14 protein-coding genes are annotated in these 24,479 nt (G+C 59.6%); 7 read left to right on the top strand and 7 right to left on the bottom strand.

The window, feature by feature from the left end; translation table 11 throughout:
- Window positions 1-9: 9 nt before the first annotated feature.
- Window positions 10-870: an IS110 family RNA-guided transposase gene (locus BMY45_RS10900; RefSeq protein ID WP_256573639.1), complete on the top strand. Its 861-nt coding sequence runs from the start codon at window positions 10-12 to the stop codon at window positions 868-870.
- Between the two features lie 450 nt (window positions 871-1,320).
- On the opposite strand, the gene BMY45_RS10895 is transcribed toward BMY45_RS10900, so the two are convergent.
- Genes BMY45_RS10895 through BMY45_RS10885 form a run of 3 tightly spaced genes read right to left on the bottom strand, consistent with a single transcriptional unit; the run spans window position 1,321 to window position 14,042 of the window.
- The gene (locus BMY45_RS10895; protein WP_143071627.1) at window positions 1,321-1,695 is read right to left on the bottom strand and encodes a hypothetical protein; all 375 of its coding nucleotides are present in this window, start codon (window positions 1,693-1,695) and stop codon (window positions 1,321-1,323) included.
- Between the two features lie 14 nt (window positions 1,696-1,709).
- A complete protein-coding gene (locus BMY45_RS10890; protein ID WP_092397429.1) occupies window positions 1,710-12,311 on the bottom strand; it encodes a two-partner secretion domain-containing protein in 10,602 nt (3,533 codons plus the stop codon).
- A gap of 24 nt (window positions 12,312-12,335) precedes the next feature.
- Window positions 12,336-14,042, bottom strand: coding sequence for a ShlB/FhaC/HecB family hemolysin secretion/activation protein (locus BMY45_RS10885; RefSeq protein ID WP_092397427.1), 1,707 nt, complete (start codon window positions 14,040-14,042; stop codon window positions 12,336-12,338).
- Window positions 14,043-14,329: 287 nt separating this feature from the next.
- Between BMY45_RS10885 and BMY45_RS10880 the strand changes: the two genes are divergently transcribed.
- Window positions 14,330-14,605: a hypothetical protein gene (locus BMY45_RS10880; RefSeq protein WP_092397425.1), complete on the top strand. Its 276-nt coding sequence runs from the start codon at window positions 14,330-14,332 to the stop codon at window positions 14,603-14,605.
- A 290-nt stretch (window positions 14,606-14,895) separates the two neighbouring features.
- On the opposite strand, the gene BMY45_RS10875 is transcribed toward BMY45_RS10880, so the two are convergent.
- On the bottom strand, window positions 14,896-16,242 hold the full coding sequence (locus tag BMY45_RS10875; RefSeq protein ID WP_092397423.1) for a DEAD/DEAH box helicase: 1,347 nt from the start codon (window positions 16,240-16,242) through the stop codon (window positions 14,896-14,898).
- Between the two features lie 193 nt (window positions 16,243-16,435).
- On the opposite strand from BMY45_RS10875, the gene BMY45_RS10870 reads away from it, so the two are divergent.
- Window positions 16,436-17,734, top strand: coding sequence for a mechanosensitive ion channel family protein (locus tag BMY45_RS10870; protein ID WP_092397421.1), 1,299 nt, complete (start codon window positions 16,436-16,438; stop codon window positions 17,732-17,734).
- Window positions 17,735-17,848: 114 nt separating this feature from the next.
- Here BMY45_RS10870 and BMY45_RS10865 read toward each other — a convergent pair whose 3' ends face one another.
- The 3 genes from BMY45_RS10865 to BMY45_RS10855 form a co-directional block, all read right to left on the bottom strand.
- Window positions 17,849-18,715, bottom strand: coding sequence for a carboxylate/amino acid/amine transporter (locus tag BMY45_RS10865; RefSeq protein WP_092397419.1), 867 nt, complete (start codon window positions 18,713-18,715; stop codon window positions 17,849-17,851).
- Between the two features lie 309 nt (window positions 18,716-19,024).
- Window positions 19,025-19,624: an FMN-dependent NADH-azoreductase gene (locus BMY45_RS10860; RefSeq protein WP_092397417.1), complete on the bottom strand. Its 600-nt coding sequence runs from the start codon at window positions 19,622-19,624 to the stop codon at window positions 19,025-19,027.
- 151 nt (window positions 19,625-19,775) lie between these two features.
- Window positions 19,776-20,090, bottom strand: a complete 315-nt coding sequence (locus BMY45_RS10855) for a 3-phosphoglycerate kinase (RefSeq protein WP_092397415.1) — start codon at window positions 20,088-20,090, stop codon at window positions 19,776-19,778.
- Window positions 20,091-20,140: 50 nt separating this feature from the next.
- On the opposite strand from BMY45_RS10855, the gene BMY45_RS10850 reads away from it, so the two are divergent.
- The 4 genes from BMY45_RS10850 to BMY45_RS10835 all read left to right on the top strand — a co-directional run bounded on the left by BMY45_RS10850 (window position 20,141) and on the right by BMY45_RS10835 (window position 24,369).
- The gene (locus tag BMY45_RS10850) at window positions 20,141-21,064 is read left to right on the top strand and encodes a PA3225 family LysR-type transcriptional regulator (protein WP_076385912.1); all 924 of its coding nucleotides are present in this window, start codon (window positions 20,141-20,143) and stop codon (window positions 21,062-21,064) included.
- A gap of 14 nt (window positions 21,065-21,078) precedes the next feature.
- Complete coding sequence (locus tag BMY45_RS10845) at window positions 21,079-21,882, top strand: alpha/beta fold hydrolase (RefSeq protein ID WP_092397413.1); 804 nt, start codon at window positions 21,079-21,081, stop codon at window positions 21,880-21,882.
- A 4-nt stretch (window positions 21,883-21,886) separates the two neighbouring features.
- Entirely contained in the window at window positions 21,887-22,450 is a 564-nt protein-coding gene (locus BMY45_RS10840) for a peptidylprolyl isomerase (RefSeq protein WP_092397411.1), read from the top strand.
- An 86-nt stretch (window positions 22,451-22,536) separates the two neighbouring features.
- Window positions 22,537-24,369: an ABC transporter ATP-binding protein gene (locus tag BMY45_RS10835; protein WP_092397753.1), complete on the top strand. Its 1,833-nt coding sequence runs from the start codon at window positions 22,537-22,539 to the stop codon at window positions 24,367-24,369.
- Window positions 24,370-24,479: the final 110 nt, after the last annotated feature.

Below are 24,479 nucleotides of genomic sequence, written 5' to 3'. Positions count from 1 at the left end.
TAAAGGAAAATGGGCGACTTGGCGGTCGCCCGTTTCAGACAGTCAGTGTGTGTTCGCAACTATCACCGTAGACCAAGGCCAGCCTTTTTTCATTTTTTGAAGCGCTACGACGGTTTGAAGCATTCAGACGACAAGGATGATGCGGTATTTCTCGCGCATTTGCTGCGACTCGGGATTCTACCGACGGGCTATATTCATCCGCCTCAGGAGCGTGCGTTGAGAGACTTGGCGCGTAAACGCATTCAACTGGTGCGCACAAGAACCCAGCATATCCTGGCTGTCGAGAACATTGCCGCACGCCAGTTCGGCCATGGTTTGAGCTGTAATGAAATCAAAGGCTTTTCTGCCGTATCCGTTGACAGGCTGGGCCTGCCAACAGATGTGGCTTTGGCAATGAACGCCAATGTGGCGGTCATCCAGGCGCTTGATGCGCAGATCGCCGGGCTTGAAGCGCGACTGCTTCAACAGGCCAAATTACGACCTGAGTATTTGTTGCTAAAAACGATGCCAGGCGTCGGTGAAGTACTGGCAACAGTCATCATGTTGGAAACCGGTGACATAGAACGTTTTGCAGAGGTCGGTCATTTTGCCTCCTATGCTCGGTGCGTAAAAAGTGCGCGCTACTCCAACGGCAAAAAGAAGGGTGAAGGCAACGCCAAAAACGGTAACGCGTACCTGATCTGGGCCTTTATTGAAGCGGCCAATTTTGCGCGGCGATTCAGTGACGATGCCAACCGATTTTTTGAGAAAAAGAAAGCCAAGACCAATGGCGTGGTGGCGACTAAAGCACTGGCTCACAAGCTAGCTCGAGCGACCTACCACATCCTTAAGGAGAAGCAGCCTTTTGACGCTAAACGCTGTTTCGCCTGAAGGGCGAGTCAGGTGATGATCGGGCAATCGAAAGGGGACTGGACGTGAGCCAAAAATCCGAGTGGCGTCCGATCATCACCGCCTGAGTGCGTTGTAACCGGGTCGTCCGCTAAGTGAGCCAGTAGAGACTGGACGTGCGCTTTGCGCACGAGCCACAGTTCTGTGACACGTTTTGAACACATTGGCGGTACCAACGTTTCTCTGGGGCAGTTCACTGCCAGGGCGGTGCGTGTTGTGTTGCTACCGCTTGATCCATATGGGTGTCAGGCACGACTCGGTCGTAGCCATTGATGAGAAAACGGGTACGACGGGTTCAACCGAGCAGGTTGAGACAAAAGGAAACCCTACAGTTAAAAGCTGCAGGGCGAGTTGGCTTTTAGCCTTGACTTGAGACCGGCTAATGGGTGTCCCCTTTTTCCTTTTCCCTTTTTCCCGCCGCCTTTTTATTGATTAAATGACCATACTCTTCTTGTACACAACACCCTCTCCCTCATTGAACGCATAGACGCTATCGTATTGAAAAGATAGAACAAATCGCATCGAAGAGCGCAAGGATAATTCCTCCATGACATATTTTATCTCCTTCCAACTCTGCTCCAGTTTATGTAGAGGGCAATGGAATGCTCCCATGACACCTACTAGCCAATCAACCCCCCACCCCTCAGCAAACACAACACTGGGGGGATCAACCAATTCGAAATAAAAGAAGCCATTCGAATCGGAAAAATAACCTTCTAAGTAAGTTTTCTCCAGCGTTACAACACTTGCAATTTTTTCCACAGCATGCCGAATAGTTTCCAGCGAGGCGCCGGCTTCGATTTCCATGAACATAGTGATCGTCATCGCTGGACCTCAAATACCCGTTTATTGTCTCCCTTCATCACAAACAATCGCTTCAGCTTGTCAATAGGATTCAATTTAAGTGCCTGCTCTATTGCCTCGATACTCAAGGGTGAGTCCGCAAGATTGATGACAATATTATCAGCTTGCTTTTGTACTTTATAAGCAACTGTTTTCAACACCGAAATGGCGCTCGTCGTAGTAGGTGAATATACATCAGCAAGCTCTCCATTTATTCGAAGGTCAGGACGCGATTCGCCTTTACTCCCTTGGTTGGGTAATTGCTCGACGTCATACCCAGCTTTAGCAAACGCTTTAGCAGCCTCGTTCTGCCGTTGAATAGATCGAACCATATCCGGCGGAGCATTTGGTGGGGGAATTTCCGCCTCCCCCTTCAATGAACCGATTTTAGGCAAGCCGCTTACCGCAGCCTCTGAGTCGGTGACGGCGCTCCAAGAATTGCTATTTTTACCCGGAGCCCTCCCTGCACGTGTAGCCCTGGCCTCCAAAAACTTATCAAGAGCCGCCTGAATCCTAGGTGAAACTCCACCTTCAGCCGCAAGCCCACGGGCGCCACCGGCGCCGGGGATCACCAACGAGGCCACGCTTGTTGCGTTTTCCCACGTGTCAGTAACCTTCGCCAAGTTCGTCAGGTCGTTCAACGCACGCTCAGTCAGGGTGTCCTTGTATTGCGTACAAGTCGCCGTCGTGCAATTAAGGTCATTCAGTGCGGTCAGCCCGCCCTGGATCGAGGTCAGCAAGGATTTCGCGAATGCACCACTGACGGCCTTCTCCGACCAATCGGTGATTTGGTCACTGATCTCTTGGTACTTACCCCCATCCCACGTGTTCTTTTGACAAGTCTCGCTGCTACCACAGGCATTCATATCCCCGACAAAGTCACTCATGTCGTGGTGGTTGAGGTTGTTGTACTGGGTCGCGTTGCCAGCCACAAATGAGCCTGTTTGCAGGCTATTGGCGTCATCACCAGCCACGGCGGCAGCGGCCACCACGCCTAACAGTTGCGAAGACATGAGCATCAGGTGGTCGCGGTTCTGCGGATTCATCTGGGCCGACATTCGCCGCAACTGGTTGGCAAACGTCTCGTTCACACCCGCGGCCATCGCACCCACAGCGAAATCGCTGCCCGATGCTTCGGCGATCATGCCGCCTACCAGCGCATGCAGAGCGATCTTCTCCGGGCTGCCAGTCTTCAGCGAGAGGTTGCCCACCTGGTCGAAAGAGTAAGCCGACAAAGTGCTGTAGACCGTCGACTGGAGGATACCCGCCAACGTAACGTCCCTACCGAAAGCCTTGGCGATCGCAGCAGCGGATGCGTTGTTGATCAACTGCTGGCCTGCAAAATGACTAACGGCTTCGACCGACCCCAAGTCGATCACTGTCTTACCATTGACCTGCTTGGTCATGGTCATATCGCCAAGATAGTTCTCGGCTACACCGGCAGTGATGGCTGCGATCGCGGCGTTAGTAAGGCCATCTTTGCTAAGAACGGCTTTATAACCGGCGCCTATATCTCCTTTGTTGTTGATGGTCGCAACCGTGCCGGTGGTTGCCAAGCTGGACGCACCTGCCAGGGCCCAGCCGCCAAGGCCTGCACCCGCAGGGCCGAGCATGACGGTCATGAGAATAGCGATTACCATCTGCGCAGCCGGGCCCAGACCGGAGTTCGCGTACTTGAAGCTGGTGTGGACCTCCTGCACTTGCCGCCAGTCAACATCGCCCTGCGCATCCAGCTCCTTGAGCCACGCCAGTTTTGGATCGGCCTGGACCATTGCATCGATGGACGCGCTTACCGTCTGCTTGTTCACCTGCCGCACGTCAGCGTGGATCTTGCCCACAGCGTTGATCACCAGATCGCCCTGGGCAGTCAGTTCGCTCTGGCGAAGGGTCTCATCAGTGCGACCTTTACCCTTCATGCTGAACCAAGCTGCGCTGGACTTGCTCTTCTCGTGACTCTCCTGATGCAGATCCTTCACGCCCTCAAAAGTGATGTCGCCACCACTACTGACGGTCAGGTCATTGCCGCTTTCGAGCTTAGCCGCCTGGTATCGCTGATCGCCTCCGCTCTCCAGAGTCAGGTCGCCGCCCGTGGTGATCGCGCTGCCGACATGACGCACGTCGGTCACTTCGTCACGCTTGGTCTTCTTTTTCCCCCAACTGCCCTTACTCTTTTTCTGGTAGAGCGAATAGTCGCTGTCGGTCTCGGCGATCAGTTCGAGCTGGTCGCCGGCGTAGAGATAAGCCTCGTCACCCGCACTGACGCGACTGGAGATCAGGCGAAGATCCTCACCCGCGGTCATAGAAACATCACCGCCGGCATTCACCTGAGTGCCGACCTGGCGGACGTGATCTTCCTGGCGGGTGACCTTTTTACTCTTGGAGTAGAAGTGATCCTCGTTGGCTGCCGACGCCAGAGTCATGTCGTTGACCGCGTCAATGGCAATGTTGCGCTTGGCCTCGAGATTGCTACCGATGGCGGCAAAATCCCGCCCTGCCCCCATATCCAGATCGCGACCGGCAGTGATCTGCGAGCCGGACTGCTTGATGGACTCACTGCGATTGCGGGTACCGTTCTGGTAGCTGTAGGTCTGTTCGGCAGATCCGATCAGCAGGTCACGCCCAGTGCGAATCTCCAGATCGCGACCGGCCTGCATCACGCCCCCTATATTGAGCATGTCGCGACCGACGCCGAAGGTCAGGTCGTTGGTCGCTTCGATGCGCGCGGCATTGTCCAGTCTGCCTTCAACGACGTAACCCCCTTTCTGCACCGTCTGGGTACGTTCGTTGATCACATCGCCCAACAGGCTATTCATGCTGATGTCACGCCCGTTGATGATGCCTCCGGCACCGTTGAACAGGGTGTTGCCTGCCAGCAAGTCGACGCGACCGCCTGCTTGGATCAAACCACTGTTGACCAAGTCTTGGCCGGCGCTGGCCGACAGATTGTTCTTGGCTCGCAGGGTCCCACTGTTCTCCAGGTTCTGACCGGCGATCAGGTTCACATCCTGGCCTTCGATCAGCGCGCCGGTTGGGGCCAGACGGTCGTTGGCGTGGGCCAGGTAGAGCACCGGCACCAGCACTTTCTCGCCCATGACTTCGTGCTCTTCAAGCCAGACGATGTCGTGGGTCAGAGCTGCCACTTGAGAGGCGGTCAGAGTAACGCCCATCGACAGCCCCAGTTGCTGCTTGCTGGCGATGGCGTTGTCCATCAGATACCGGTAAAGCGCCTCGTCAGATGTCTGGCCATCAATAAAGCGCTTACCGGTACGAGCTGTCACCGCCTGCTGGATCATCTGCTGCTCGAAGAATCCATCGCCCAAGCGTTTCCAGCTGGCGTCCGAGTCATACCCCAGCTTGTCCAGAAGATAATCCGAACTCATGAATTGCTTGAGATCAGCCAATGCGGGATCGGTCTCGACCAGGTACTTATGCGGCTGCGGTCCACGGCTGTTGACTGGAAGGCCCTGCACTCGAGCAATGCTCTGCGCATTGACCACGGGAACCGTGCTGGAGACGCCCTGTGCTGCTGTGGGAAGTACCTGCGGCAGCATCGCTGAGGCGCCAGGCTGGAAGATCGGCCCATTGCCGCCGCTCAGTTGGATTGGACTGCCGGTCTGCGCCAAAGGCTGCTGACGCTGGGCGAGGTCGATGCGGGCATCTCCCAAGGCCCAACTGGCTGGCGACGGTGCGGCGCTAGTGGCGTTGGCCTGGCTCGCAGCTTGAGCGCTCAGACGGAACAAACCGCTACCGCCCGTGGGCAGGACGAAACCTGGCAGGTCCAGCGGGTTGACCTGACGCTGGGCCAGGTCTGGCGGTAACTGCGCATTAATGCGCGCGGTATTGGGATTGACCTGGCTGCCGGCCTGAGTGTTTGCCGCGCTCAGGGCTTGGCTGGAATAGCCGGTGTTCTGGCGCGTAACGCCGTTGCCCAGCGTCTGGCTGGCGGTGATGTTAACCGCGCCACCGGCCTGAATGACGGCGTTGGCGGCCACGCCCGTGTTGGTTTGTGTCTCGCGTGTATCGATCAGGGTGTAACCCAGAATTTTGCTGGGTACTGCATAGCCTGAGTTAGGCCGGTAGTTGGGGTTGGCTATACCGGTGTCCTGTTTCGCTCGGTCCACCGGTGTTATGTAACTGCCGTCGGGGTCATACCATTCTTGCTGGTAGACGTACTGGGTCTTTGAGTTGTATTTGGCGTATTCGGCAATTGCCCCGCCCTCACGCGTCAGGCTGTCCCAGACGGAGCTTCGCTCGCTGTCGTTGGGATTGCGGAACTGCCGGGTGCGCAGCACGCTCTCGGTGGACGCCCCCTCGTTGTTGAAGTTATCTGCGCGGATGTCGATTGACGACGCGGCGCTGACAGTACTGTGCTTGTTCTCAAAAAGTGACGACTGCACTTTCAGCGCAGCGCCAGCATTGATTGATGCCGCTGCGGAGTCCGCCTGCACTGAACGCACAATTTCTTCGGTCAGGTAATAGAAGAAGTCGTAGTGCCGTCCCTTACAGTTGAGACACTGATAAGTGATGGTGCCGGAAAGCAACTGTTCACTGACGGAGAACGCGTCCTTGCGGTTGCTGACCGTGTTGGCGTACAACCCCATCGCCCCACCGCTCTGCAAAGTGGCCGATACGTTGTCGATGCGGTTGGCACGATTGAGCGCTGCATCGCCAGCCACCAGCAAACCTCCCAGGCTATACACCGTAGCGAAGCGGTTGGTGAAGTCGCCAACCAGCAGGCGCATGTCGCCGCCGCTGGAAATCAAACTTTGACTACCTGCATCGGCGCCTTCGTTGCGCAGCACCTGGCTGACCAAGTCAAGCTTGCCGGCACTACCAATCGTGCCGCTGTTGCTCAGATTGGCCGAATTGAGGGTCAGGTCCCGGGCCGAGGTGATGCGCCCCTGGTTGAGCAACGTGCCAGCCGCCCTGACCTGCACATCGCTCGCACCGGCGATGCGTCCAGCGCCTAATACCTGTACACCTGCGGCGCTCAGGCCGAGATTGCCGACGCTAGTGGCTTGGCCGCTACCCGCGTATAACCCGGTCAGGGCAACATCCAGTGTGCCGTTGCTGGCGATAAGGCCGTTGTTGGTCCAGTTGCCTCCACGCCCCACTAAGCTGTCGGTCGCCAACAGTTGGCCGCTGCCCGTCAACGTCAGTTGACCGACGTCGATGTTCAACCGCGCGGCCTGGACCACGCTGCTGTTGGTCCAGTTGGCGGCGCTCAGGGTCAGGCCGCCGAGAGTAACAATGTCACCACCGGCACCGCCCAGGTTGGCCAAGTCAATCTGGAAATCCCCTTTACCGCCATGCAGCAAGCTTCCGCCAGTGTTGAGGAAGTTACCGGCCTGTAAGATCAAGTCCTGGTTGGCGACTTCCATCACGCCATTGCGGTTGTCCAACACACCCGTTACTTGCAAGCGAGTACTGCCACTGCTGGCCAGAGTACGCAATTGGCCGCTCTGGTTGTTTAAGCTGGCCGCGCTCAAGCCGATGCGGGTGTCGCTTTCGAGGACGCCACCGACGTTGCTCAGAACGCCGCCGAGGGTGAAATTCAAGGTCTCGCCCGCCACCTGTCCACCCGCGCCGTTATCCAGGTCGGCAGCGCTGATGCTCACCTGGCCTTGGGCGTAAAGACCACCCCCGCGGTTGTTCAGGTCGGCGGTGTTGATGACGACATCGCCAGCTTGAGCCGCGATTCGCCCACCGTTGTTGTTCAGCCCCGCCAAGGCGCGAATGTTCAGGCTCTGCGCCTGGATCACACCCCCCTTGTTGTCCACGTCGAAACCGTTGCGCAGCACGCCCACGGTGCGCGCTTCAAGGGCGCCCTTGAGGGCGGCAAGCGTTCCGCCGCGGTTGTCGATGTTGGCCGCGGTGAGGCTGACATCGCCGGTCTGGGCGATGAGTTTGCCGCCCTGGTTGTCCAGGTTACCGCTCAGCTCGACGGTCAGGCCGGTCTGGCCTTGCATCTCGCCCTTGCCGCTGGCCAGGCTCGCGGCTTTCAGTGTGACGTCGGCTGCCTGGCTGTAGATGAGGCCGTTGGTATGGTTCTGCACGGCGCCAGTGGCGGTGATTGCCAGGGCGTTTTTGGCGGCGACGGTGCCGGTGTTGCTGTTGTCCAGGGAGCCGGTGGTCAGGGTCATTTGATCCTGGCTGGCGATTTGGCCGCCCTGGTTGTTGATCGCTGTCGCGCCTTTAACGGTCAGCGGGCCGGCGCTGGCGAGCTTGGCGCCGCTGTTGTCGAGGGCACCGTTGAGGTTCAGGTTGACCGCCGCGTTACCGATCAGGCTGCCTTGGCGGTTATCCAGTTCGTTGGCGTTAAGGGTCAGTGCTTGTTGAGCGTTGATGGCACCACTGGCGTTGTCCAGGGCCGTGGTCTTGATGGTCAGGCCCGCGCCGCTGTCGATCAGGCCGCCCTGGCCGTTGTCGAGGGCTCCGCTGAGGATAAGGTCTTGGGCGCCGCCGCTGCTGAGAATGCCTTGGGTGTTGTCCACCGAAACGGCTGTCACACCGAGACTGCCCTGGCTGACCAGCGCACCGCCATTGCTGTTGAGCAGGTTCCCCAGCAGCGTCAGGTTCACGTTACCGTTGCGGCTGGAAAGCGTGCCGTTGTTGCGGTTGTCCAGGTGGGTGCCGTTGACCTGCAACCCTTGCCACCCGGAGATCAAGCCGTTCTGGTTGACCAGGGTTTTGCCGTCGAGGCTCAGGTTCTGGCTGCTGATCAGCTTGCCGCCGCTGTTGTCCAGCGTCCGGCCGCCCAGGTTGAAACTTTGGCTGCTGGAGATTTCGCCACCCTGGTTGTTCAGGTCGCGCAGGGCGTTGAAGGTCAGCGGGCCTTTGGCGGTGATCAAGCCATTGCGATTATTCAGGTCGCCATTACCCAGGTTCAGGGCGACGGCTTTTTCACCCAACAGGCGGCCGCCGTTTTGAGTCAGCGATGCGAGGGTCAGGCGGATGTCGCCCTTGGCCGACACTTCACCGTCGTCACTGGAGTCCAGCGAATCGGCACCAAGAGTGAGGTCGCCTTGGGCATTGATCAGGCCATCGGCGCTATTGTTCAGGGCCATGGCGTTGAGGACCAAGGCACCGCCTGCCAGCACGCTGCCGCCCTGGTTGTTCAGATCACCGCTGTTGAGCGTGAGCAATTGCGCGGCGCTGATCAGGCCTTGGGCTTGGTTATCCAGTTGTTGATCGACGGTCAGGACGAGGTTGCCACGGCTGGTGATTGTGCCGCTGTTGTTGGTCAGGCTTTGCGCTTGGGTATCGACGGTGGCCGCGCCGATCAGGCCTTTGACGTTGTTCAATGCCTGGGCGATGCGTAGGGTCAGGCCCTGGCTGCTGAGCAACCGGCCACCGTCGTTGTTGAGATTCTTGGCCGCGAGGGTAAAGGCTTCGGCGCTGGAGATTTCACCGCCCTGGTTGTTCACGCCGTTGAGGTTTTTCAGCAACAGCGCGCCGGGGGCATTGATCAGGCCGTTCTGGTTGTTGAGCTGGCCGTTGTTCAAGTCCAGGCTCAGCGAGGTGTTGCTGAACAGCTTGCCGCCCTGCTGATCCAGACTGGACACCGACGCGGTCAACGCGCCTTGGCTGCCGATGCTCCCGCCCTCCTGATTGGTGACTTGGCCCGCCACGAGGTTCAGCGTGCTGCCGCTGTTGAGGCGACCGCTCTGGCTGTTATCGAACGCACCCGTGGTGACGCTCACCGCGCCTTTACCGCTGATGTTGCCCTGCTGACGGTTGTCCAGCGCCGCGCTGGTGAGCAGCAGCGCGCCGTCGGTGACCAGTTCGCCGCCCTGGTTGTCGAGACGCCCCAGGCTTTGCACCGTGAGGTCGGCGGCGCTGGACAGACTGCCGCTGGTGTTGGTCAGGTTGGCCGCAGTGACATTCAGCGTGCCTTCGCTGCTGAGTTGGCCCTGGGCGTTGAGCAGATCGCGGCTGAGGTTGATGCGTTGGTTCTGCTGGCTGATCAGGCCGCCGCCACTGTTGTCCAGGGCGCCGCCGTCCAGACTCAATTCGGTCTTGGCACTGAGCAAGCCTTTGGTGCGGTTGAGCAGCTTGTCCACCGTCAGCTTCAGCGCTTGCCCGGCGTACACCAGGCCGCCATCGCTGTTGTCGAGGTTTTGGCTGATCAGCGTGACGTCGGCGTTGCTCGTCAATTCACCGCCACGATTGTCGAGTTCGTCAACGTCGAGATCCAGCGCCTTTGTCGCACCGATCAAACCGGCCTGACGGTTGTCGAGACTGGTCGCCTTGAGCGTCAAGGCCTCGGTGCTGATCAGCGTGCCTTGGCGGTTATCCAGCGAGGTGACGGTAGCCTCAAGCCCAGTCTTGCCGGCGATGCTCCCGGCGCGGTTGTCCAGATGATCAGCGGCGAGCAGCATCGCGCCATCGGCGATCAGCGAGCCGCGCTGGTTGTCGAGCAGCCCGTCGACTGTCAGGTCGAGTTGACCGCGGCTGCTGATCAGGCCATCGCTGTTGTCCAGGCTGGCGCTGCGACTGTCCACGGAGGCCGCCGAGATGACACCCCGGGCGTTGTTCAGGAGCTGGGCGGTTCTGAGCACCAGACCTTGATTGCTCAGCAATTTGCCGCCGCTGTTATCGAGGTTCTGCGCCGCCAGGGTGAACGCTTGCTGGCTGGAGATTTCACCGCTCTGGTTATTGACGTCCTTGAGGTTACTCAGCAGCAACGCACCCGAGGCGTTGATCAGGCCGCCCTGGTTGTTCAACTGGCCCTGGTTCAGGTCCAGGCTGAGGCTGGTGTTGCTGAACAACTCACCTTGTTGTTGATCCAGACCGGTAACACTGGCGTCCAGCGCTTTTGCGCTGGCGATACGGCCAGCAGCGTTATTTACCTGGCCGGCCTTTAACGACAGCGTGTCGCTGCTGATCAGGCTGCCCGAAGCGTTGAGCAGTTGCCCAGCCAGGTTCAGGTTCAGCCCTTGTTGGGCAGAAAGCGATCCCTGGCGGTTGTCCAGCGACCCGGCGCTCAATTGCGCGTTTTTACTCGCAGTGAGGCGTCCGCTTTGGTTGTTTATCTGGCCGCTGGCAGTGATGTCCAGGGACTGCCCCGCCGCCACCAGACCCGCAACGTTATCCAGCGAGGCAACACGCAACGTGACGCTGCTCAAGCTGCCAAGCTCGCCGTCGTGGTTATTCAACTGCCCGACCTTGGCCGTCAGGTTGCCGTTGCTGCTGACGATGCCTTGGGTGTTGAGAAGCTTGTCGGCGGCGACGCTCAGCGCGCCGCTGCTCAGCACCCGCCCCTTGTTCTGGTTATCCAACGCCCCGGCTTTTACCGTGCCGGTTTGCCCTGCGCTCAAGGTTCCGCCCTGGTTGTTCAACGTCTGCGCAACATTGGCCGTCAGATTACGGCTGGCAACGATGCTCTTGCCGTTGTTGCTCAGACTTTGCGCGGTGAGGCTCACATCCCCCGCCGCATTGCGCGAATTATCAGCATTGACCCCAGCCTCAATGATGCCGTTGTTGCTCAACTGCCCACCGGCGTTCAGGGTGATGGAGTTGCGCGCCACGAGGGTTTTCTGGTTGGTCAGGTTGCCCTGGGTTTGCGCGTTCAACGTGGTGCCGGCGTAGACCGGACCACGGGCGTCGAGGCTGGCGACCTTGATCTTGACGGCGCCGGTGGCTGAGGTATCAACCATGCTCAAATGCCCATTGGCATCAAGTTGAATATCCCCACCACTGGCGATCAGCTTGCCGTCCAGCTTCACACCAACCCCGGCCTCGGTGCCCACCAGTTTGATGGCGCCTGCATACATGCCGCCCAAGGCCGAGGAATCAATAGCCAGTTGCGGCTTGGCGCTGCCGTCATCGGCCCGGGCAGTGGCGTTGAGGGTGGTCGCGTTGACGTCATTGCGACCGGCCACAATCGTCAGGTTTTTCGCCTGGATCTCGGCGTTGATCTTGGCGCTGCGGGTGATGATTTCGAAGTGATCAACGTTGTTGGCGTTGAGGCCTGCGCCTTCGATGGCAACGCTGCCTTTATCCACCTGGTAGCGATCCAGCCGGCCGTTTTCCACCACCGGTTTGCCGGTGCTCAGGGTCACCTTCGGGCTGTTGATGAAACCGCAACCGTTGCAACTGATGCCGTAGGGGTTGGCGACGATGACGTGGGCCGATTGCCCCGCCACTTCGGTGTAGCCGCGCAACTGGCTAGGGTTGCCGCCGTTGACTTCGTTGAGGATGGTCTTGGCCGCCGCGCCGTTGAGGTTCGAGTTGCCGAGGATGATCCCGCCCAACTGGGTGGACTGGGTGCGCGAGGTGGCGTTGTTGAGGATCACGCCATTGCTGCCGACGTTGTAGTCCTTGAACTGATTGTGGGACAGGCCGCTGGCGTTGGGTTTGGCGATGTTGACGATGGGCACGCCGTTACCGGCCCGGTCCAGGCCGGTGCCCGGTGCGCTGACGACGATCCCCTCGGCCTGGGCCCACAGCGGTTGCCAGAACATGACATTGGCCAACAGAAACGCCAGGCCACGCTTGGGCATGCCCCAGAAGTGTTCGCGGGTTTGCAGGGCAGCAGAAGGCTGGCGGGCCAGGAAGGCGTGTTGACGGTCGTCCATGATCGAGTCTCGTTGCAGCAGGAATTAGAGGAATACATCCATGCGGAAGTAGATCGGCGCTTCGCGCTCGGTCAGGGCATCCGGGCGTTCCAGGGAATGGGCGAAGGTGACGCTGGCGCTCAGGTGCTGGCCGCGGGCGAACAATTCCAGCGAGTGGCTCGACATGCGCCCGTGCTGGTCGCCGTTGTAGCGGTCGCCGCGAATCACGCCCTGGTCGTAACCGAGGCTGGTGCCGTATTCAGCGAACACCGGTCGCAGCCACTCCAGGGTCACCGGACGGCTCCAGCGCAGGTCGTTGCGCCAATAACCACCGCTGTCGCCGGACAGCGACTGGTCCTTGTAACCGCGAATCGACGATTGCCCGCCCAAGCTCATGCGCTGGGGGCTGAACAGCACGTCCTCGCTGCGCTGGCCGGTCATCAGGCTGCTGAAGCTGAAGGACTCACCCCACAATTTGAACGGTTGCAGGTAGCTGACGGTGGCGGTGTATTTGCGATAACGGGCGTCGGCCTGACCGGGACCCGGATCGTGATCGCCCTGGGCATCAAAGGCGCCGATGCCTTGCTGCACACCCAAGTCCAGGTTGACGAAAGCACTGCCGACCCGTCGGCCATGGTTGATGCCGAACTGTCCTTCACTCAGACGATTGCTGCTGACGTCCAGTTTGCTGTCTTCGATGAAGTTGTTGCTGCGCAGGTAGGCCAGGCCGGTGTTGAGGGACGTCTTGCTCAGAGCGTCGCGGTGAACCACCCGCTCGACCCGCAACTGATGGTTCTGGCTGTCGCCGGTCTGCTTGAAGTTGAAACCGTTGGCCGGGATTTGCGAGCGGTACTCGCTCTGGCTGTAGGTGTAGCTGAGGTTCCACCAGCCAAACGGCAGGTTGTAATAGAGCATGGCGTTGCGGGAGGTGTGCTGATGGTCGGTCATCGCATCATGACCGCCGCGCAACATCAACTGGTCGGCCAGGCCCAGCGGGCTGTCCCACTCGAAGCTGCTGCCCCACTGCTGCTCACCGGTACTGCGCTGGCCGTCGTTGCTGCGCGACAGTCCGGCACGCCAGGGCTTTTGCGCTTCGTTGGTGACACGTACTTCACTGCCGCCGACGTTCTTGCCAGGAGTCAGCTCCATCTTCGCCTGATTCGATGGCAGGCGATTGAGCTGATCGACCATCTGCTCGATCTCCCGCAGGTTGATCAACTCGCCGGTCTTGCCGGGAAAGGCCATCGTCAGCTCACGGTCCGAGAGTTGGCTGTTCTCGGCACCTTTCAAACCTTCTAGCCGTCCCTCGACAACCAGCACTTGCAGATGACCGCCGGACAGATCCTGTTGCGGCAGATAGGCACGACTGGTGACCAGGCCTTTTTCGATGTAGTGATCGGTGATGACTTTGAGCAGTTCATTGAGCTGCGTCACGCCCAGGCATTGGCCGATGTAAGGCTTGAGCAGCCGCTCGCGCTCGCCGGCGGAAAGACTGTCGGCACCTTTGAGTTCAATGGTCTTGATGGGGAAACATCGGGCATCGGCAGGCGCTGTCGGCTGGGCCGACTTTGCCTCCTTGCCGGGTAATTCCTTGAGCTCTTCCAGGCGTCGACGCTGTTCTTCGAGCAAACGATTCTGACGTTCGCGAATCAGGTCGGTTTCGCCCGGGGTGGGGGCGGCGTGAGCAAGTGTCAGGGGAGAAAGGCACAGCAAAGCTACGCACAACCTCGCCCAAATCATGGGTGAGGACATGTTAGATCCCTCTACAAAAACGATATCAAAATAGTGGCGCGATACTAATTAGCCATCAATTTGACGTCAATGATTTGTTTGATCTGTGAGGCTATTATCGAAACCATTCATCTGAAACCAGACGCCTCTCGTATGAGAGTACGAAAGGTCTGATGAGCACCCGGAAATCTCCTGCGCAACGGACAGACACAGTGCCGGCCGCACCTCGCGACACTCAGCCAATGAACTTTCCCCCCTCGCGCGGCCTCAACCTCTTATCAGCCCAACAAGGAATACGAGGCCCTGCCATGAAAGCGCTCTTGAAACTGACCCTAGCCGCCTCCTTCGCCTGCGCCCTCCCCGCGTGGGCCACCTGTACCCCCGAGGAAGCCACCGCCAAGCGGGAACAACTGGCCCAGGAAGTGACCAAGCTCACCGAGCAGGACCCGGCCAAGGCCAAGGAAATCAATGACGAACTGCAGGCAATGGACCTGGAGACCGCCAGCAAAGATGTGCCGGATAAGTGCCAGTTGATTGATGAGCGCCTTCAAGAGCTCAAGGATGCGGAGAAGAAAGCGGGGTGATGCCTGAACGCTACTCCCGCTGGACTGCGTAGCAGCCTGTAGGAGCCCTGTAGGAGCTGACGAGTGCAACGAGGCTGCGATCTTTCCCTCAGACACTTGAATCTCAAGCGAAAGATCAAAAGATCGCAGCCTCGTTGCACTCGTCAGCTCCTACAGGCTCCTACAGGCTCCTACAGCTCTCACAGGGCGGAATTCCTCGTCACAAGGGTCTGGGCATACTGGAGTGTAATTTTCGCCTATAAAAAAACCGGACCCAAAGTCCGGTTTTTTTATGCAGCACTACCGCCGTTTCACTCAGCCGCCGGCGCCTCTGGCTTGCGCCGCTTGAGCGGGGCCATGCCATCCTTGCTGACCAGCGAGAGGGCGTCGGTCTTCGGGCGATTAGCGATTTTGCGTTTGGTCGGGGCCTTGGCGCCGGTTTTCTTTTTGTCGCCCTTGGCGTCGACCTTTTTCTTCTTCACGCCAACGGCCTTGCCCGAGGCCTTGACCTTTTTCGGTCCGCCGTAGGTGCCTTTGACTTCCTTGATGGTGCGGCGCTCGAAGCTCTGCTTGAGGTAGCGCTCGACGCTCGACATCAGGTTCCAGTCGCCGTGGCAGATCAGCGAGATCGCCAGGCCATCGTTACCGGCGCGGCCGGTACGACCGATGCGGTGCACGTATTCATCACCGCTGCGGGGCATGTCGAAGTTGATGACCATGTCCAGGCCGTCAACGTCCAGGCCACGGGCGGCAACGTCGGTGGCGACGAGGATTTTCACGCCACCTTGCTTGAGGCGGTCGATGGCCAGCTTGCGGTCTTTCTGGTCCTTCTCGCCGTGCAGCACGAACGCCTTGTAATCCTGGGCCACCAGGCGACCGTAGATGCGGTCGGCCATGGCACGGGTGTTGGTGAATACGATGGCTTTTTCGTAGGTCTCGTTGGCCAGTAGCCAGTTCACGATCTGTTCTTTGTGCTGGTTGTGGTCAGCGGTGATGATCTGCTGACGGGTCGTGGCGTTCAACTGGCTGACCGCGTTGAGCTGCAAGTGCTCCGGGTTGTTCAGCACCTTGGCGATCATTTCCCGCAGGCCCGACCCGCCGGTGGTGGCAGAGAACAGCATGGTCTGCTGGCGATTGACGCATTCGTCCACCAGGCGCTGCACGTCTTCGGCAAAACCCATGTCGAGCATGCGGTCGGCTTCGTCCAGCACCAGCACTTCGACTTCCTTGAGGTCAAGGTTGCCGGCGTTCAGTTGCTCGATCATCCGCCCCGGGGTGCCGATCAGAATGTCCGGTACTTTGCGCAGCATGGCGGCCTGGACCTTGAAGTCTTCGCCGCCGGTGATCAGGCCGGACTTGATGAAGGTGAACTGCGAGAAGCGTTCGACCTCTTTCAGGGTCTGCTGGGCCAGCTCACGGGTCGGCAGCAGGATCAGGGTTTTGATGCTGACGCGCACCTTGGCCGGGCCGATCAGACGGTTGAGGATCGGCAGCACGAACGCCGCGGTCTTGCCGCTGCCGGTCTGCGCCGTCACCCGCAGATCACGCCCCTGGAGCGCGAGCGGAATAGCCGCTGCCTGCACCGGCGTTGGCTCGACAAATTTAAGCTCGGCCACGGCTTTGAGCAGGCGTTCGTGCAGGGCGAATTGGGAAAACACGGGTGCTACCTCGAAGAAATGCAAAAAAACAGCTGCATAGGGTAACGGTTTCGAGCGCGAAGGCCGAGTTTCTTTATACGAACGGCGCTAATCAGTGGCTTTTTTGTGAGCCGATTCGTCATCAAGGGTCACTTAGCCTGGCTTAAATGCTCTAATCGCACCGTCGCGTTTTTATAGAAGAACCGTTTCGTCCATGGACATCAAACAGCTCTGGGTCAACATTCAAGACTTCTGGGGTGCCCTTGAGCAGCACCCGCTTCTGCAGTCCAGCCTTGCCTTGTTGTTGCTGCTGGTCATTGCCCTGGTGCTCGGGCGCGTGGCGCGCTACCTGATTTTGCACGGTGCCAAGTTGCTCGGCCGCCAGCCGGCCCTGCACTGGGTCAACGACCTGCGTCATAACAAGGTTTTCCATCGCCTGGCGCAGACGACGCCCTCGCTGGTCATCCAGTTCGGCCTGCACCTGGTGCCGGAACTGAGCAAGACCAGCATGATTTTCCTGGGCAATGTCGCTCTGGCCTTCACCATCCTGTTCATGGTGCTGGCCACCAGTGCCCTGCTCAGCGCCTTGCTGGACGTCTACGCCCGCACCGAGCATGCCCGTACCCGCTCGATCAAAGGCTACGTGCAACTGGCGAAGATGGTGCTGTATGTGTTTGGCGCGATCATCATTGTCGCCACCTTGATCGACCGCTCGCCGCTGTTGCTGCTGTCGGGTTTAGGTGCCATGTCGGCGGTGATTCTGTTGGTCTACAAGGACACCTTGCTGTCGTTCGTCGCCAGCGTGCAGCTGACCAGCAACGACATGCTGCGGGTCGGTGACTGGATCGAGATGCCTCAGGTGGGGGCCGACGGTGACGTGGTGGACATCACGCTGCACACCGTCAAGGTACAGAACTTCGACAAGACCATCGTCTCGATTCCCACCTGGCGCCTGATGTCCGAGTCGTTCAAGAACTGGCGCGGCATGCAGCAATCCGGCGGGCGACGGATCAAGCGCAGCCTGTTCATCGATGCCAGCGGTGTGCGTTTTTTGCATGACGAGGAAGAACAGCGCCTGACCCAGGTTCATCTGCTGACCGACTACATCAGCCGCAAACAGGCCGAACTCAAGGCCTGGAACGAAGCCCAGGGCAACGTCGCAGCGATGTCGGCCAACCGCCGACGCATGACCAACCTGGGCACCTTCCGCGCTTACGCCCTGGCGTATCTGAAAAGCCACCCGGACATCCAGCCCAACATGACCTGCATGGTCCGCCAGATGCAGACCACGGCCCAAGGCATCCCGCTGGAAATCTACTGCTTCACCCGCACCACTGCGTGGGCCGACTATGAGCGCATCCAGGGGGATATTTTCGATTACTTGCTGGCGGTGATGCCGGAGTTCGGGTTGAGCTTGTACCAACAGCCCAGCGGCACGGATTTACGGGCGGGGTTGTTGCCGGCGGCGTTGGGGGCGAGCCACCTGCCGGAGCCGCAGAAGCAGGTGATCTGATACTCACAACAGGTTTCCTGTGGGAGCGAGCCTGCTCGCGATAGCGGTGTAACAGTCATAGATATGTTGACTGACATACCGCCATCGCGAGCAGGCTCGCTCCCACAAGGTTCATCAGTGTGCGGGCAACGGTTGGCGTATCCCCAACCGACTGATCCACACCGCCGCCAGTATCACCGACCCGCCCAACAGCAACCGCCCCAGTTCCTCGCTCTGGTTCCAGATCAGCAGGTTGACCAGTAGCCCCACCGGTACATGCAGGTTGTTCATCACCGCCAGCGTGCCGCCGTTGACCATGCACGCGCCTTTGTTCCACCAGTACAGCCCCAACGCGGTGGAGACCAGGCCGAGAAATATCAGTACGCCCCATTGCAGCGGTGCTTCTGGCCAGAAATCCGCCTTGCCGAACAGCAGGAAGGCCGGCAACGCCACCGCCAGTGCACCGAGGTAGAAGTAGCCGAAACGCCGGTAGTGCGGCAGGTCGCTGGGATGGCGGGCGACGAGGTGTTTGTACAGCACCTGCCCGGCCGCGTAGGTGAAGTTGGCCAATTGCAACAACAAAAAGCCCATGAAGAAGTCCGGGTTGATCCGGTCGTAACGAATCACCGCCGCGCCGGCCACGGCCACCAACGCCGCGATCAGGGCCCAGGGATTGAAGCGACGATTGAGCGCGTCTTCAATCAGGGTCACGTGCAGCGGCGTCAGGATGGTGAAAAGCAGGACCTCGGGCACCGTCAGCACGCGAAAGCTCAAGTACAGGCACACGTAGGTCACGCCGAACTGCAAGGCGCCAATCAACAGCATGCCACGCATGAACGACGGCTCCACCTGGCGCCAGCGGGTCAGCGGAATGAACACCAACCCCGCCAGCACAACCCGCACCAGCACCGCAAAGTAACTGTCGACATGCCCGGCCAGGTATTCGCCAATCAGACTGAAGGAAAACGCCTGAATCAGTGTGACAAAAAGTAGATAGCCCATACGCCCCTCGTTTCGGATGGCGGCGAAGATAGCGGTTTTGAAGGGTGGGAGCGAGCCTGCTCGCGATAGCGGCATGACTGTGACGCAAAGGTCACCTGACACACCGCTATCGCGAGCAGGCTCGCTCCCACAAGGGATTACGCGGCAGGCATGGAATCGCGGGCAAAAAAAAGCCCGATCTCGCTAAAGCGTTCAATCGGGCGACTGCACTCAGGAGCAACAAGTGCCAAGGGAGGTTCGATGCGCAAAACAGCTTGAAGGGAGCGCCAGGCCACTAGACCACCTGGCGATTACCTGAGGATTAACGGATCAGGCGACCTGGGACAGCTTGGCGTTGGCCTGATTCAAGCCCTTCTCCTGGAAATCACCGCCCAGGTTCATGCCCTCGGCATGGATGAAGGTCACGTCGTGGATGCCGATGAAGGCCATGACCTGACGCAGGTAGGGTTCCTGGTGGTCAGAGCTGGCGCCAGCATGAATGCCGCCGCGGGCGGTCAGCACGAAGGCGCGTTTGCCAGTCAACAGGCCTTGAGGGCCGGTGGGGGTGTACTTGAAGGTCACGCCGGCACGCAGTACGTGGTCCAGCCAGGCTTTCAAGGTACTGGGGATGGCGAAGTTGTACATCGGCGCGGCCATCACCAGCACGTCGGCGGCCAGCAATTCATCGGTCAACTGGTTAGAGCGTTCCAGGGAGGCGTTTTCGATGTCGTTGCGCTGCTCGACGGGCTTCATCCAGCCACCTAGCAGATGGGCGTCCAGGTGCGGCACCGGATTGATGGCCAGGTCACGAACACTGATTTGATCGGCCGGGTGCGCGGCTTTCCATTGGCTGATGAAGGTCTGGGTCAATTGACGGGAAACCGAGTCTTGCTGGCGGGCACTGCTTTCGATGATCAGAACGCGGGACATGGGATGTAGCCTCCATCGGAAAATGTTGTCAGTCGATGGAGTGAAGATTAAACATGGTTACATCGATCAAAAAGCGCAAATAATTGCTGCAAAACATCGATAAATTCGTTTATAAGCGGAGCACGGATTGCCTCGCTACTGCGCCACCGGCTTATTTCGGCCGGCAGGTCAGGGTGATGCGCAGCTTGATGATGTTGCGATTGAACTTGGCGGTGGCGTTTTTGAACTTGCCGGCGGCGACTTCGATCTTGCGGGTACGCGGTGCTTCGGGACCGTTGCGAAACACCACGGTGCAGGCCGCATCGGTGCTGCCGTAGTTGTTGACCTGGATGGAACCGATGTCGGCATCGGTGTCATAGGCGGTGTAGTCGATGCTCAGGCCATTAAGGTGTTTTTCCACATCGATCGGGTAGGCAAACGCAGTCAGCGGCAACAGCGCCAGCAGCACACAACAGATTTTCTTCATTAGGCAGTCTCCACCAAGGGACCGCCAGCTTAGGACAAGAGGAGCTCAATATGAAAGCGCCCCGCGTGACCCTGGATCAATGGCGAACCTTGCAAGCGGTGGTCGACCACGGCGGTTTCGCCCAGGCTGCCGAGGTGCTGCACCGCTCCCAGTCGTCGGTGAGTTACACCGTGGCGCGCATGCAGGACCAGCTCGGCGTACCGTTGCTGCGCATCGATGGGCGCAAGGCCGTACTGACCGAAGCCGGCGGCGTACTGCTGCGTCGTTCCCGTCAATTGGTCAAACAAGCCAGCCAGTTGGAAGACCTGGCCCATCACATGGAGCAAGGTTGGGAAGCGGAAGTGCGGCTGGTGGTCGATGCCGCCTATCCCAACGCCCGCCTTGTACGTGCCTTGACCGCGTTCATGCCGCAAAGCCGTGGCTGTCGGGTGCGCCTGCGCGAAGAGGTGCTGTCGGGTGTCGAGGAAGTGCTGCTCGAAGGCGTGGCGGATCTGGCCATCAGCGGCTTCAGCATTCCCGGTTACCTGGGCGCTGAACTGAGCGATGTTGAGTTCGTCGCGGTGGCCCATCCCGAACACGCCCTGCACCGCCTCAACCGCGAGCTGAACTTCCAGGACCTGGAAAGCCAATTGCAGGTGGTGATCCGCGACTCCGGTCGCCAGCAACCCCGCGATGTCGGGTGGCTGGGCGCCGAGCAACGCTGGACCGTCGGCAGCCTGGCCACCGCCGCGACGTTCGTCGGCAGCGGCCTGGGCTTCGCCTGGCTGCCGCGGCACATGATCGAGCGGGAACTCAAGGAAGGCTTGCTCAAGCGTCTACCCTTGGAGCAAGGCGGCAGCCGCAACTCCACGTTCTATCTTTTTTCAAACAAGGAAAAACCCCTGGGCCCGGCCACGCAAATCCTCATCGAGCTGCTGCGCACCTTCGACACTGCGCCGCTGGATGCGCCGTTCGCCGCCCCTGAACAAGCCTGACAAGGACTTTGCCAATGGCCTATTTCGCCCACGAAGATTGCAACCTGCACTACGAGGAATACGGCCACGGCACGCCCTTGGTCCTGGTCCACGGGCTGGGCTCCAGCACCCGCGACTGGGAAAAACAAATCCCGGTATTGTCCGCCCACTACCGTTTGATCGTGGTGGACGTACGCGGCCATGGACGCTCCGACAAACCTCGTGGGCCTTACAGCATCGAAGGTTTCAGCGCCGACCTGATCGCCCTGATCGAACACCTGGACCTGGGCTCGGTGCATCTGGTGGGCTGGTCCATGGGCGGCATGATTTGTTTTCAACTGGCGGTGGACGAACCCGGGCGGATCAAGAGTCTGTGCATCGTCAACAGCGCGCCGCAAGTCAAAGTCCGCACGCCTGATGACTGCTGGCAATGGTTCAAGCGCTGGAGTCTGATGCGCCTTCTGAGCCTTGAAACCATTGGCAAGGCCCTGGGCGCCAAGTTGTTTCCCAAACCGCAACAGACCGAGTTACGCCTGGAAATGGCCCGGCGCTGGGCAAAAAACGACAAACGTGCTTATCTCGCCAGCTTCGATGCCATTGTGGGTTGGGGGGTTCAGGAACGACTGTCGCAGGTGGCCTGTCCAACCCTGGTCATTTGCGCCGACCACGACTACACCCCCGTGGCATTGAAAGAAGCCTATGTGAAACTGCTGCCCGATGCCCGGCTGGTGGTCATTGCCGACTCACGGCACGCGACCCCGCTGGATCAACCCGAACGCTTCAACCAAACCCTGCTCGAATTTTTGACCGCAGTCGACTCAACTACTCAGGATCACTGAACCCATGCTGAAAAAAATCGCCCTCGTCGCCGGCTCCGTCCTGTTTGCCGCTAACCTGATGGCCGCGCAGCCAACCAAGGCGCCCCACGTATTGCTGGACACCACCAACGGTCAGATTGAAATCGAACTGGATCCGGTCAAGGCGCCGATCAGCACCAATAACTTCCTTAAGTACGTGGACAGCGGCTTCTATGACAACACGATTTTCCACCGTGTGATCCCGGGCTTCATGGCCCAGGGCGGCGGTTTCACCCAGCAGATGCAACAGAAAGACACCAAGGCACCGATCAAGAACGAAGCCAGCAATGGCCTGCATAACGTGCGCGGAACCTTGTCGATGGCGCGTACTTCCAACCCGAACTCGGCCACCAGCCAGTTCTTCATCAACGTGGCCGACAACGCCTTCCTCGACCCGGGCCGTGACGCCGGTTACGCGGTGTTCGCCAAAGTGGTCAAGGGCATGGACGTGGTGGACATCATCGTCAACTCCCAGACCACCACCAAACAAGGCATGCAAAACGTGCCGATCGACCCTGTGATCATCAAGTCGGCCAAGCGCATCGACTAAACAGCACAGGGCAAGCCTGAGCGGCGGCGGCAATCGCGCGCCGCTCACAGGAAAAAAAGGAGAGCCCTGCCCGGGCTATGTACCCCATGGTTTATCGCCGTTTCGAAACACTGATCGATATTTTCCGCGACGCCCCGACCTCGGCGCCACCGAACCGTGTCCTGCCCTTCTACACCTATTACCTGAAACAGGTCTGGCCCAGCTTCGCCGTGCTGCTGGTGGTGGGCCTGATTGGCGCGCTGATCGAGGTGGCGCTGTTCAGCTACCTGAGCCGCATCATCGACCTGACACAGGGCACGCCCAACGTCGACTTCTTCAAGATCCACGGTCTGGAGCTGGCCTGGATGGCCGTGGTGGCGCTGGTCTTTCGGCCAATATTTGTGGCCTTGCATGACCTGCTGGTGCACCAGACCCTGAGTCCAGGCATGACCAGCCTGATCCGCTGGCAAAACCACAGCTACGTGCTCAAGCAGAGCCTGAACTTTTTCCAGAACGACTTCGCCGGACGCATCGCCCAGCGCATCATGCAGACCGGCAATTCCCTTCGCGACTCCGCGGTGCAGGCCGTGGACGCGCTGTGGCACGTGCTGATCTATGCCATCAGCTCATTGGTGCTGTTTGCCGAAGCCGACTGGCGCCTGATGATCCCGCTGCTGATGTGGATCGCCGCTTACATCGGTGCGCTCTGTTACTTCGTGCCGAGGGTCAAGAAGCGCTCCGTCGTGTCGTCCGATGCCCGCTCCAAACTCATGGGCCGGATCGTCGACGGCTACACCAACATCACCACCTTGAAGCTGTTCGCCCACACCAATTTCGAACAGCAATACGCCCGCGAAGCCATCGAAGAGCAGACCGAGAAAGCCCAATTGGCCGGCCGCGTGGTGACCAGCATGGATGTGGTCATCACCAGCATGAACGGGCTGCTGATCGTCGGCACCACGGCGCTGGCCCTGTGGCTGTGGACCCAGTCGCTGATCAGCGTGGGTGCGATTGCCCTGGCCACCGGGCTGGTGATCCGCATCGTCAACATGTCCGGCTGGATCATGTGGGTGGTCAACGGCATCTTCGAAAACATCGGCATGGTCCAGGACGGTTTGCAGACCATCGCCCAGCCCGTCAGCGTTACCGACCGCGACCAGGCCAAGCCTTTGGCCGTGGCCCGTGGCGAAGTGCGCTTCGAGCATGTGGATTTCCACTATGGCAAGAAAAGCGGTGTGATCGGCGACTTGAACCTGGTGATCAAGCCGGGGGAAAAGATCGGCCTGATCGGCCCATCCGGCGCAGGTAAATCCACCTTGGTGAACCTGCTGCTGCGCCTCTATGACGTGCAGGGCGGGCGCATTCTCATCGACGGCCAGGACATCGCAGAAGTGGGCCAGGAAAGCCTGCGCGAGCGCATCGGCATGATCACCCAGGACACCTCGCTGCTGCACCGCTCGATTCGCGACAACCTGCTTTACGGCAAGCCCGACGCCACCGATGCGCAACTCTGGGAAGCGGTGCACAAGGCCCGAGCCGATGAGTTCATTCCATTGCTGTCGGATGCCGAAGGTCGCAGCGGTTTTGATGCCCATGTGGGTGAACGCGGGGTGAAGCTGTCCGGCGGCCAACGCCAGCGCATCGCCATTGCCCGTGTGCTGCTCAAGGACGCGCCGATCCTGATCATGGACGAAGCGACGTCAGCGCTGGACTCGGAAGTCGAAGCGGCGATCCAGGAAAGCCTCGAGACCCTGATGCAAGGCAAGACCGTGATCGCCATCGCCCACCGCCTCTCCACCATCGCGCGGATGGACCGGCTGGTGGTGCTGGAAAACGGCCGCATCGCCGAGACCGGCAGCCACGCCGAACTGCTGGCCCATGGCGGGTTGTATGCGCGGCTGTGGCAGCATCAGACCGGGGGCTTTGTCGGGATCGACTGAATCAACCAGACGCCACCGCCCAGAGAGCTTGGAGCCCTGTGTAGAAGCTGTGAGGAGCCTGTAGGAGCCTGTAGGAGCTGTCGAGTGCAACGAGGCTGCGATCTTTCCCC

The sequence above is a fragment of the Pseudomonas sp. NFACC39-1 genome, assembly GCF_900110355.1.
GTDB classification, from domain to species: domain Bacteria; phylum Pseudomonadota; class Gammaproteobacteria; order Pseudomonadales; family Pseudomonadaceae; genus Aquipseudomonas; species Aquipseudomonas tehranensis.
The sequence above is the reverse complement of the archived record's forward strand: the minus strand, read 5'-3'. Positions and strand labels throughout refer to the sequence as shown.

Coding starts and splice junctions, on each gene's coding strand:
- BMY45_RS10900 (WP_256573639.1), top strand. CDS start 10: ATGGGCGACTTGGCGGTCGCCCGTTTCAGACAGTCAGTGTGTGTTCGC.
- BMY45_RS10880 (WP_092397425.1), top strand. CDS start 14,330: ATGAAAGCGCTCTTGAAACTGACCCTAGCCGCCTCCTTCGCCTGCGCC.
- BMY45_RS10855 (WP_092397415.1), bottom strand. CDS start 20,090: ATGAAGAAAATCTGTTGTGTGCTGCTGGCGCTGTTGCCGCTGACTGCG.
- BMY45_RS10865 (WP_092397419.1), bottom strand. CDS start 18,715: ATGGGCTATCTACTTTTTGTCACACTGATTCAGGCGTTTTCCTTCAGT.
- BMY45_RS10860 (WP_092397417.1), bottom strand. CDS start 19,624: ATGTCCCGCGTTCTGATCATCGAAAGCAGTGCCCGCCAGCAAGACTCG.
- BMY45_RS10840 (WP_092397411.1), top strand. CDS start 21,887: ATGCTGAAAAAAATCGCCCTCGTCGCCGGCTCCGTCCTGTTTGCCGCT.
- BMY45_RS10845 (WP_092397413.1), top strand. CDS start 21,079: ATGGCCTATTTCGCCCACGAAGATTGCAACCTGCACTACGAGGAATAC.
- BMY45_RS10890 (WP_092397429.1), bottom strand. CDS start 12,311: ATGGACGACCGTCAACACGCCTTCCTGGCCCGCCAGCCTTCTGCTGCC.
- BMY45_RS10835 (WP_092397753.1), top strand. CDS start 22,537: ATGGTTTATCGCCGTTTCGAAACACTGATCGATATTTTCCGCGACGCC.
- BMY45_RS10895 (WP_143071627.1), bottom strand. CDS start 1,695: ATGGAAATCGAAGCCGGCGCCTCGCTGGAAACTATTCGGCATGCTGTG.
- BMY45_RS10885 (WP_092397427.1), bottom strand. CDS start 14,042: ATGTCCTCACCCATGATTTGGGCGAGGTTGTGCGTAGCTTTGCTGTGC.
- BMY45_RS10870 (WP_092397421.1), top strand. CDS start 16,436: ATGGACATCAAACAGCTCTGGGTCAACATTCAAGACTTCTGGGGTGCC.
- BMY45_RS10850 (WP_076385912.1), top strand. CDS start 20,141: ATGAAAGCGCCCCGCGTGACCCTGGATCAATGGCGAACCTTGCAAGCG.